Source organism: Candidatus Falkowbacteria bacterium (assembly GCA_026396835.1).
Taxonomy (GTDB): domain Bacteria; phylum Patescibacteriota; class Patescibacteriia; order Patescibacteriales; family Patescibacteriaceae; genus Patescibacterium.
Genome location: JAPLWA010000005.1, coordinates 113,300 through 122,483 on the forward strand (window position 1 = coordinate 113,300; position 9,184 = coordinate 122,483).

The 9,184-nt window shown below is 35.9% G+C and carries 12 protein-coding genes and 4 tRNA genes; 9 read left to right on the forward strand and 7 right to left on the reverse strand.

Annotated elements, in window-relative coordinates:
- Positions 1–45: 45 nt before the first annotated feature.
- The 6 genes from NTY12_04935 to NTY12_04960 form a co-directional block, all read right to left on the reverse strand.
- Positions 46–678 carry a hypothetical protein gene (locus NTY12_04935; protein ID MCX6793336.1) on the reverse strand — a complete coding sequence of 211 codons (633 nt, stop codon included), beginning with the start codon at positions 676–678 and terminating at the stop codon, positions 46–48.
- 129 nt (positions 679–807) lie between these two features.
- The gene (locus NTY12_04940; protein MCX6793337.1) at positions 808–1,188 is read right to left on the reverse strand and encodes a YraN family protein; all 381 of its coding nucleotides are present in this window, start codon (positions 1,186–1,188) and stop codon (positions 808–810) included.
- 63 nt (positions 1,189–1,251) lie between these two features.
- On the reverse strand, positions 1,252–1,641 hold the full coding sequence (locus NTY12_04945; protein ID MCX6793338.1) for a hypothetical protein: 390 nt from the start codon (positions 1,639–1,641) through the stop codon (positions 1,252–1,254).
- A gap of 3 nt (positions 1,642–1,644) precedes the next feature.
- Positions 1,645–2,202 carry a methyltransferase domain-containing protein gene (locus tag NTY12_04950; GenBank protein ID MCX6793339.1) on the reverse strand — a complete coding sequence of 186 codons (558 nt, stop codon included), beginning with the start codon at positions 2,200–2,202 and terminating at the stop codon, positions 1,645–1,647.
- A gap of 247 nt (positions 2,203–2,449) precedes the next feature.
- Positions 2,450–2,523 (reverse strand) — tRNA-Ala (locus NTY12_04955).
- Between the two features lie 121 nt (positions 2,524–2,644).
- Positions 2,645–2,716 (reverse strand) — tRNA-Arg (locus NTY12_04960).
- A 112-nt stretch (positions 2,717–2,828) separates the two neighbouring features.
- Here NTY12_04960 and NTY12_04965 point away from each other — a divergent pair.
- Both NTY12_04965 and NTY12_04970 read left to right on the forward strand, forming a co-directional pair.
- On the forward strand, positions 2,829–3,242 hold the full coding sequence (locus NTY12_04965) for a polymer-forming cytoskeletal protein (protein MCX6793340.1): 414 nt from the start codon (positions 2,829–2,831) through the stop codon (positions 3,240–3,242).
- Positions 3,235–3,975 (forward strand): diacylglycerol kinase family protein, encoded by a 741-nt coding sequence (locus NTY12_04970; GenBank protein ID MCX6793341.1) that lies wholly within the window; start codon positions 3,235–3,237, stop codon positions 3,973–3,975. The genes NTY12_04965 and NTY12_04970 overlap by 8 nt, the downstream gene beginning before the upstream one ends.
- Positions 3,976–4,038: 63 nt before the next feature.
- On the opposite strand, the gene NTY12_04975 is transcribed toward NTY12_04970, so the two are convergent.
- Positions 4,039–4,533 (reverse strand): hypothetical protein, encoded by a 495-nt coding sequence (locus NTY12_04975; GenBank protein ID MCX6793342.1) that lies wholly within the window; start codon positions 4,531–4,533, stop codon positions 4,039–4,041.
- Between the two features lie 132 nt (positions 4,534–4,665).
- Between NTY12_04975 and clpP the strand changes: the two genes are divergently transcribed.
- The 7 genes from clpP to NTY12_05010 all read left to right on the forward strand — a co-directional run bounded on the left by clpP (position 4,666) and on the right by NTY12_05010 (position 9,009).
- Positions 4,666–5,244: an ATP-dependent Clp endopeptidase proteolytic subunit ClpP gene (gene clpP / locus NTY12_04980; GenBank protein MCX6793343.1), complete on the forward strand. Its 579-nt coding sequence runs from the start codon at positions 4,666–4,668 to the stop codon at positions 5,242–5,244.
- Between the two features lie 59 nt (positions 5,245–5,303).
- A complete protein-coding gene (gene rplS, locus NTY12_04985) occupies positions 5,304–5,687 on the forward strand; it encodes a 50S ribosomal protein L19 (GenBank protein MCX6793344.1) in 384 nt (127 codons plus the stop codon).
- Positions 5,688–5,837: 150 nt separating this feature from the next.
- Positions 5,838–5,920: transfer RNA gene (locus tag NTY12_04990), tRNA-Leu, on the forward strand.
- 9 nt (positions 5,921–5,929) lie between these two features.
- Positions 5,930–6,583: an HD domain-containing protein gene (locus NTY12_04995; GenBank protein ID MCX6793345.1), complete on the forward strand. Its 654-nt coding sequence runs from the start codon at positions 5,930–5,932 to the stop codon at positions 6,581–6,583.
- Positions 6,584–6,600: 17 nt separating this feature from the next.
- A tRNA-Val gene (locus NTY12_05000) sits at positions 6,601–6,674 on the forward strand.
- Positions 6,675–6,771: 97 nt separating this feature from the next.
- On the forward strand, positions 6,772–7,950 hold the full coding sequence (locus NTY12_05005) for a prepilin-type N-terminal cleavage/methylation domain-containing protein (protein ID MCX6793346.1): 1,179 nt from the start codon (positions 6,772–6,774) through the stop codon (positions 7,948–7,950).
- 84 nt (positions 7,951–8,034) lie between these two features.
- Positions 8,035–9,009 (forward strand): hypothetical protein, encoded by a 975-nt coding sequence (locus NTY12_05010; GenBank protein ID MCX6793347.1) that lies wholly within the window; start codon positions 8,035–8,037, stop codon positions 9,007–9,009.
- Positions 9,010–9,184: the final 175 nt, after the last annotated feature.

Sequence of the window (9,184 nt, forward strand, 5' to 3'; positions counted from 1 at the left end):
GACACTAACCCGAGGTCAATGTCTTGTTTTTAATTTGGTAATATTTTAGTTTTCCAAAATTACGATCTGTGCGTGGCGAACGCCAAATTTTAAGGCATCAGATCTTTTTAGCATCCAGACATCAACTCTATTTGAAAAACGTTTATTCATTCTATCTCTAACAACAAAGACTCTGTCACCAAATAAATCTGGGATCATAATTTTTGTTCCAAAGGGTAAGAAGTTAGCCGCAACTGAGTCCTCTTTTCCGTTCGAGCATAGATTAAAGCCGTTAGCGGTTGTGCACGGATCACTGTCGGTTTGCCCAACTTCTGAGTTATAAGCTGTTAAAGATACCATTTTAAGGCCTTTATTGTCTGGTAAAGCCTCGTCGTCATCAAGTGAAGCAATCTTAAAATCCTTACCATTATCCTGATTAATCTTATCGTCTTTGGCGAGTTTAAAACTTTTAACTGCCTTAGGAAGAATTTCTTGTTTGTTGCTTTTAATTTTTTCAAAGTGAGAAATGTTATTTGTTCCAGGCTTTTTAATAAGTAATTGTTTTGATTTACTTGTCTCAATAGTAGCAATAGTATAATCCTCGGCTGCTTGAGCAGGAAAAACAATTAGGTTATGAACCAAAGTTAAAAGTATTATTATTAAGAAATATTTTTTGTCTTTTTTCGATAAAGAAGGCATAGTGTTTCTTTTAAATAAAAAATCCCACTCTAGCTAGCTTGGGATTTCGTTGCAATACTTTATCACATTTAGTTAATTAAGTCAATAGTATATTAGACTTAAAGTGATTTAAATATCTTTAATGAATAGTTATATAACGTTCTTGAAATGGCTTATATTAGCCATATTATTGAAATTAATGGTTACAGCTATTAAGTCCAAGTGAATGTTACTTTCATTTTTGGCTAATATTAAACAATATTCGTAAATAGCTTGTTTTAATATGCATATTTTTCTCTGAGATAAGTAATCCTCTGGTTTAGTTATATTTATTATATTTGGCCTTAGTTTGCTTGTCTTAACTTCAATGAATCTAATTTCAGTGTCTTTTTGAACTATAAGATCAATCTCCATGTGAGATATTCTTGCATTTTTTGCTACAACAACGTAGCCACCTGAGATTAGATAATCTTTAGCTATTTTTTCACCAAGGCGACCTAGTGACAAACTATTTTGTTCTACATAAAACATATATGTTCCAGATAAAACAAAACCCCCAAAAGAGGGGGTTTTAAGGTCTTAATTTAATGAATGCTATGGTAGATATTTCTTCAATTCAGCCTCTTTGGATAGGCTTTCTCTGCGCTTTGTTTTTCTGAAAAAGTCTTTGACGATTAAGAAAAGCCAGAAAGCAACAACAATAAACCAGATTATATACCAAAGCCTGGCCCTAAGCACTGGAATTAGTTCGTAATTAACAAATACTATATATACAGTAATAATTATGTTTGTAATAAAAAAAGGCAGTAACTTATCAATGCTTGATTTATAGATAGCAAGTTTATGGCTATAGGCTCTAAGAATTACAACTATATATAGGACTAGGGATACTATGGCAATAATAGCCAAAACTTTTTGCCCAACAATGGTAACTGGTTCTGGTCTTGAGTTAAACCAAAAGGATAGTGAAATAAGATTGTTCATATTTTAGTAATTTTTTCTAAATACCAGTCCATAATGGTAGGATCCTGGCTTGAAGTGATCAATTAGTTCAAGATTGGCAATTTCTGCCGCCTCTTTAATTGATGAATGGTCCAATTTTCTGTCATTGTGTGGACCAATAGGGGAGTCAGCTTTTTCCCAATCGATAATTATTAGTAAGCCGCCTTTTTTAATAAGCCTTGAGCTTTCATAAAGCATGCCGATAATATCTGCTGATTGGTGAATTGTACTGATAAGAAAAGCCCTATCAATTTGAGTGTCAGGAATTTGAACACCATACTTAGCATCTAGGTTTCCCAATACTGGAATTATGCCAGGAAGATCGTGGTACTGAATTTCTCTACTTAGGGTTTCAATTACTTCCGGCAAAACATCAACTCCGTAAACCCTGCCTTCTTTACCTACTAGACTAAGAAGAGCATATAGGAAAAAAAGAGATTTGCCACAGCCAAAGTCGGCTACAATCTGACCCTGTCTAATGTCTGCTTTCTCTAAGACAGTGTCAAAAGAAAAAAGCAGTGTTTTGGTAGGAATCGGCTTCATAAAATTTAATTAAGCCACAGCTTATCCACAAAGCAATATTTTGCTAATATTAGCAAAATAGTACCGATATGTCCACGACATAGTGGACTTTGTTAACAAGCTAATTTTTTAGTTTTTAGTCTATTATATATTAGACTTTTGTGGACCAATTACACTTCGACTCAGTTCCTTCGCTCAGTATTTTTGAGCTAAAAAACGTAGTCTAGTATAAATGGGACACTGTGAGCGAGCGAAGCGAGTCGAACAGTGGACCATAAGGGACTTGAACCCTTGGCCTCTTCCATGCCATGGAAGCGCTCTAGCCAACTGAGCTAATGGCCCATGATAGCAATTTTAAATTATTGTGTTTGCTACGCTCACAATAATATAATAACCAATCAATAATAGCAAGGCTTTTGTGCTTATTTTGAAACTTAAAACTTGAAATTTATAATTGCATCTGTGCTCCCGGAGGGAATCGAACCCCCATTTTATCCTTAGGACGGATTTGTTTTATCCATTAAACTACGGGAGCCTGTTGCTTTTTAGCTCTCTTTGTTAGAATATACTATTGATGAATAAGTATCAATCTTAGCTATAAGTTTGCTACAATATACTTATCAATTTACTACTTATAATTTAAATCTATGTTTAATAAAAATGCTTCAGTTGGTAAGGACGGCATAGAAACCGTGATTGGCCCTTCAGTTAAAATTGAAGGTAACTTTGTTTGCCAGGGAGGAATTGTAATAGAAGGTGAGGTTAAGGGAATTGTTAAGACCGCTGGATTTTTAGAGGTGGGGGAGGGCGCTTCAGTAATTGCTGATGTCGGAGCTAAGGAAGCAAAGATTGGCGGCGAAGTTAGAGGCAACGTAAAGATTGATGGTTATATGGAAGTAACATCATCAGCTCGTTTGTTTGGTGATATTGAAGCAGCTTTTGTTTCTATTGCTCGTGGTGCAGTTATTAAAGGAAAGTGTTCCATCTTAGGATCAGAAACAAAAATTTCTAAATCTAACGGCAAACAAAAAGAAGAACTAGATCAGGACAACAATGAATAATATTTATGTTTATGATCAAGAGTTGTCGGGTCGCCGTTATCAAAAATTATTAGAACAATTAGAAACTCGATTAACTGACTTGGGCATAGGCGGAAAAATTTATCGCTTAGGACCAATGACGCGCCTTGAAGATATGGCGCGAGATGAGTTGGCGCGTCATCCAAAAACTTTAGTTGCAGTTGGTGGTGATATTTTAATTAGCCGATTAGCCGCCTTGATGACTGGTAGTAAAACTCCTTTGGGTGTTATTCCGATTGGTAAAAGCATGATTGCTGATGCTTTTGGAATAAATTTAGAAAGTGCTTGTCGTATTTTAGCTGCAAGAAGAATTGTTGATTTGGATGTTGGTCAAATTGATAAACGACAATCTTTTGTTTGTCGAGCGGTGATAGAAGCTAATAATCCAGAACTAGTTTTAGATAATGAATTGAATGTTTCGGCTAGTGGAAGGGTAATCATTGAGGTTGTTAATGTTATGGGTGATGAATATGGTTATCGTGGCTCACAACCCAAAGCAGATGATGGTCGGCTTAATGTTTATATTTTAAAAACTGAATCAGGTATTTTGAAAAAAGATATTTCTCAATCCGCTTTTGTTTGTCGTCACCTACTTATTAAAAGCGGTTTAATAAAGATTGAAGTTGATGGTGGTATTGCTGTTAGCGGAGCAAAAGAAATTGAAGTTGTACCAAAAATATTCTCGGCAATTGTTAGCAAGGATAGAAGGTTCTAAGATTTTAAAAAAAGAAAAAGGGGTTGCATAGCAGTCCCCTTTTTTTGTTAATTAAATTTTCCTTTATTGATATTTTTCTCCAGGCTTTGAGGGAAAAAGCTTTTCAACCTCATTGTAGACTGCTTGAATCCGGTTTTTTTCATATAGGGATTCAGGGATTATTCCAGGCAGAATTAATATATTTTTGTATATTTTGATCGGACCTGGAATATTCGAGCTGGTATTAAAAATAACAAACTTTATTTTCGAATTCAAAAAAATATTTATATCGTTTTCTACGACTTTAATTTTTTTATATTCTATATTATGTTCGGAAAAAGATTTTAATAAAATACCAACTACTAAATCGTCAACTTGGTATAGACGTAATTGATGTTTTATAACCTCAAGCTCTTTTAAAGGTGCGTTTCTGTCTTGTTTTTTTAGCTCCATCAAAGAATTTTTTAGATCTTTGATATTGTCATTTTGTCGGTTTCTTAATTCACCAATAATTTTAACGTAGGTTTCTGTTGATGAATTATTTCCGCTTGAAAATTTATAAACCACTTCTCTATTCAAATTTCCCCCTCGAGTATTTTTAATTTAGACAATATTATATACTATCCAGATTTAAGTGTTATTGTCAAAGTTAGCCTTGAAATTTTTCTAATTTACTGCTATATTAGCATAGATAAACAATAAACTACTATTATGCCACTAATACCAACAGTTATTGAAAAAAGCGGTCAGTCTGAGCGAGCTTATGATATATATTCTCGTCTTTTAAAGGATAGAATCATATTTTTAGGCGAACCAATTACTGATCACGTTGCTAATATTATTATCGCCCAGTTCTTGTTTTTAGACGCTGAAAGCAAGGATAAGGACATAAAGTTCTATATAAACACCCCTGGCGGCTCCGTTACGGCTGGTTTAGCCATTTATGACACAATGCAATATGTTAAAGCCGATGTTTCGACTATTTGCGTTGGTTCAGCAGCCTCCATGGGAGCCTTCCTTTTGGCTGCAGGAGCTAAAGGAAAGCGCTTTGCCCTACCCAACTCAGAGATTATGATCCATCAGGTAATGGGTGGTTTTGAGGGTCAGGCCAGTGATATTAAGATTCGCAGTGAACATATCTTGCAGATTAAGGATAAATTAAACCGTATTTTGTCTAAACACACAGGAAAAGATGTGGCTAATGTTGAAAAAGACACTGATCGTGATCGTTTTATGACCCCAGAAGATGCTAAAAAGTACGGAATCATTGATAAAATTATCAGTAAGTAAGCTGCGTTGACAAAAACATTCATTTATTATAGAATTTTGTCATCATATAAATTTATTTTATGGCCAGAACAATTAAAAAGGCAGTCGCCCAAAAAGCTGTCGATACAACAAAAAGTCTTGAAGATGTAAAGATTGATCTCAAGCCAGGTATGACTATTAGAGTCTATCAGAAGATTAAAGAACTTAATCCTAAGGGCGAGGAAAAAGAACGTTTGCAATACTTCGAAGGAATTATTATTGCCCGTAAGCATGGTAAAGAAATTGGTTCTACTATTACAGTAAGAAAAATTTCTGATGGTGTTGGGGTAGAAAAGATTTATCCTTTATCTTTGCCAACAATTGCTAAGATTGAAATCAAGAAACAGGCTGATGTTAAGCGCGCTAAACTTTATTATTTGCGCCGTGGCTACAATAAGCGTTTGAAAGAAAAGAAAACTGTTTAATAGAAATTTAAAAGTGGCGGGTGACAAGATAATTTATTATTTGTTATCGGCCACTTTTGTTGCCCACCTACGCTGAAGCTTCGGTGGGTAGGCTCTTCCCTGTCGGTTTAGCGGACTTGTCCGCCGAAGCTGAGCGATAGCGAAGCGCAGGCGGATATGGTGAAATGGTAGACACGCAAGCTTGAGGGGCTTGTGGGGGCAACCCTGTGGGAGTTCAAGTCTCCCTATCCGCACAAAAGAATATGAACCAAGAACAAATTATTTTAAAAATAATAGAAGAGCTTAAAGCTGAATTTAGCGGCGAAGCTTCTGGTCATGATTGGTGGCATATTCTTCGAGTTTACAATACTGCTAAACACATTGCTGAAAAAGAAAAAGCCAATATGTTTGTAGTGGAACTCGGCGCATTGTTACACGATATTGCAGATTGGAAATTTCATGATGGTGATGAAAGCGTTGGGCCAAAAAAAGCTCAAGCCATGCTCGAACGTTATGAGGTATCTCATGAGATTATTGATCAGGTTTGTGATATTATTTTAAATGTATCGTTTAAGGGCGCCGCAGCAACTAACGGAATAAAAACACTTGAAGGTAAAATTGTACAAGATGCTGATAGGCTTGATGCGATTGGTGCTTTAGGGATTGCACGAACCTTTGCCTATGGAGGATTTATGAAGCGAGAAATGTATAATCCTGAAACAGAGGCAGAGGCAAATCAAAGTAAGGAAAGTTATTGCAGCAAGCAGTCAACAACTATAAACCATTTTTATGAAAAGCTGCTATTATTAAAAGATCGAATGAATACGGTTAGTGGTCGTGAGATGGCAAGTGCCAGACACGAGTTTATGGAAAAGTATCTTGAACATTTTTATAAAGAGTGGGAAGGTGAGATGTAGATTTAAAATTTATTTTCGGGCACATAGCTCAGCTGGTTAGAGCACCTCGTTTACACCGAGGGGGTCCAGGGTTCGAATCCTTGTGTGCCCACTTTTATTAAAACACCCTATTTTTTAGGGTGTTTTAATTTTTTTTAAGAATGCTTAGTGTGAAAAAATAGTAAATCTAATGTATAATGTAATATATTATGAATTACTTATCACTAAAATATAAAAAAGGTTTTAGCTTTGTTGAGCTAATGGTTGTTATATCAATAATTGCAGTTTTATCTACCATGGCAATTATTTCTTTAAATAGTTCTCGTGTTAAATCACGTGATTCAAAAAGAGTGGCTGACGTAAAGCAATTAAGCTCAGCATTGGAAATGTATTATAATCGAAACGGCGCCTACCCTACTCTTGTAACTTCTGGTGAAGCATTAAAGTCACCCGATGGTTTAATTACTTACATGGCGTCTGTGCCAAGTGCTCCAACGCCCAATGATGGCAACTGCTCACCTGAACAAAATGCTTTTTCCTATGAGCAAATTGGAACATCATATGTTGTATCGTTTTGTTTAGGCGGGAAGGCCGGAGATTTGATTGGCGGCATGGCTTATGCCACACCGCGCGGCATTTCTAACAGTAATGACACAGACTGTGGCGTAACAATTTATTACGGCGGTATTTCCTACCCAACTGTAAAAATTGGTGATCAATGTTGGATGAAAGAAAATTTACGAATTGGCTATATGATTCCTGTTGCGTATGGCCAGAATAATGTCGTCATGCCAAATATTATAGACAAGTATTGCGTTGATAACTTGGCAGCCAACTGCCAAGAATATGGAGCTTTGTATCAATGGCATACAGTGATGGCTTTGCCTGCTTGTTGTGACGATGATACTTGTGAGGATGGTGGCATCTATCACGATTGTGTTGATGATGTAGCAGAAGTTCATCGCGGGATCTGTCCTGTTGGTTGGCACGTACCTTCTGAAAGTGATTTTTCTATTTTAACTTTTTATTTATCAATTAATGGCCAAGGTGGTGATGGTGATGGTGATGATTTGGGTGGTAAATTAAAAGAAGCGGGTTTAACGCATTGGCTAAAAGAGTCTTGCGACAACGGCACAGATCCGATAGCTAATTGTAATAGTTCTGGTTTCAATGCTTTGCCGGGTGGTTTTTATGATTCTGCTGGCGCTCTTCAATTTTTTAATGATGGAGTCTCGACTGATAATGCGGCTGTTTTTTGGTCTGCATTAACAGACGGCGACGACAATACACACGCGATTGCAAGAGATATGACCAGCAATGATTCAGCGGCATATTTAACTAGTTATGATAAAGCTACTGGAGCTTCGGTTAGATGTTTAAAGGACTAATTTGCTGTTTTTACGTTGACAAATGTGTTTTTGTGTGCTATACTAAGAATATAATTTAATTCTTAATCATTATTTATTAAAAATATGAACACAAGAAAACTGTTTTATGTTTTCATTGCGGGGTTTTTAGTATTCTTTGCGACTAATCATGCCTCAGCTATTGTTAGTACGCCAAGAACAAGCACAGAAAGTACCACCCAAAGCACTATTCAACCAAGAACAGAGTCAAACACAGGAAGTGATGTCTCATCAGTTGATGTTGTGGCAGATAAGATAATGAGAGAAAATTTAGCTAATCGAGAAGCTCTTATTCGAAGTACTGGTAAAAGCTATCCAACTATTTACGCTGTAAAAAATGGAGTAAAAAGTAAAATTAAAGACATTAAGCAGCTACGAGCTCGATACAGTGGTTTTAAAATAGAAAATGTTCCAGAGGCAACTCTTAATTTGTATAATGGAAAAGTTATTAACGATCAAGCTTATAAGGAAGGAAGTTTAATTAGAGACTTATCTAGCACTATTTATGTTGTTGGTAACGATACTTTAAAGAAAATCTCAAGCTTAACTGACTTAGTTAAAGACTACGCGGGTCAGCAAATTAATGACATAGTTGCCTTTTTCGATAACAATAATAAAGAATATACAAATAAAGACCTTGGTTATTCTGTTACAATGCCTTATGGATGGAGTACGGCCGTTAGCTCTAAGATTGGACCAAGAAAAGTATTTTTTGGAGAGAAGGCTAATAGTGATTCAGGAGAAGGAGAGATTTATCAAGTAGCCATGGAAGTACTTGACTCAAAAATGTTGACAGAGCATGGCGCTAAATATTGGTCAGAGACTAAAAGAGATTTTAGTATGCAGGATTTAGTTACCAAGCAGATTGATGCTATGGATATAACAATGGGTACTTATAAGTATCAGGATGGACAGGGTGTCATTGCATTTATTGTTAGCAAGAAAAGCAACTTGGACTATGTTGTTACAATGGAAACAGGTGACAAAGCTAAGATAGAGCTATTTAGTAAAATGGTTCAGTCATTTAAATATCTCGAATAGATTATTTAAAACACCCCTGCGTTTTGCAGGGGTGTTTTTTATTATCCAAAAACCGCCCGCGGTAGCGGGCGTGTGCGTTTGATGGCGTAGCCCATGGGGCTATAATTAAAGTAGCTAAACTAGTAAGGAGGTGAAATATATTACAAATGCACGTTTATACAAACTCGACCATTGC

What these genes read in the sequence shown, in the direction of transcription:
- NTY12_04965 (MCX6793340.1), top strand. Translation starts at nt 2,829, where the DNA reads ATGTTTAATAAAAATGCTTCAGTTGGTAAGGACGGCATAGAAACCGTG.
- clpP (MCX6793343.1), top strand. Translation starts at nt 4,666, where the DNA reads ATGCCACTAATACCAACAGTTATTGAAAAAAGCGGTCAGTCTGAGCGA.
- NTY12_04935 (MCX6793336.1), bottom strand. Translation starts at nt 678, where the DNA reads ATGCCTTCTTTATCGAAAAAAGACAAAAAATATTTCTTAATAATAATA.
- NTY12_04945 (MCX6793338.1), bottom strand. Translation starts at nt 1,641, where the DNA reads ATGAACAATCTTATTTCACTATCCTTTTGGTTTAACTCAAGACCAGAA.
- NTY12_04970 (MCX6793341.1), top strand. Translation starts at nt 3,235, where the DNA reads ATGAATAATATTTATGTTTATGATCAAGAGTTGTCGGGTCGCCGTTAT.
- NTY12_05005 (MCX6793346.1), top strand. Translation starts at nt 6,772, where the DNA reads ATGAATTACTTATCACTAAAATATAAAAAAGGTTTTAGCTTTGTTGAG.
- rplS (MCX6793344.1), top strand. Translation starts at nt 5,304, where the DNA reads ATGGCCAGAACAATTAAAAAGGCAGTCGCCCAAAAAGCTGTCGATACA.
- NTY12_04995 (MCX6793345.1), top strand. Translation starts at nt 5,930, where the DNA reads ATGAACCAAGAACAAATTATTTTAAAAATAATAGAAGAGCTTAAAGCT.
- NTY12_05010 (MCX6793347.1), top strand. Translation starts at nt 8,035, where the DNA reads ATGAACACAAGAAAACTGTTTTATGTTTTCATTGCGGGGTTTTTAGTA.
- NTY12_04940 (MCX6793337.1), bottom strand. Translation starts at nt 1,188, where the DNA reads ATGTTTTATGTAGAACAAAATAGTTTGTCACTAGGTCGCCTTGGTGAA.
- NTY12_04950 (MCX6793339.1), bottom strand. Translation starts at nt 2,202, where the DNA reads ATGAAGCCGATTCCTACCAAAACACTGCTTTTTTCTTTTGACACTGTC.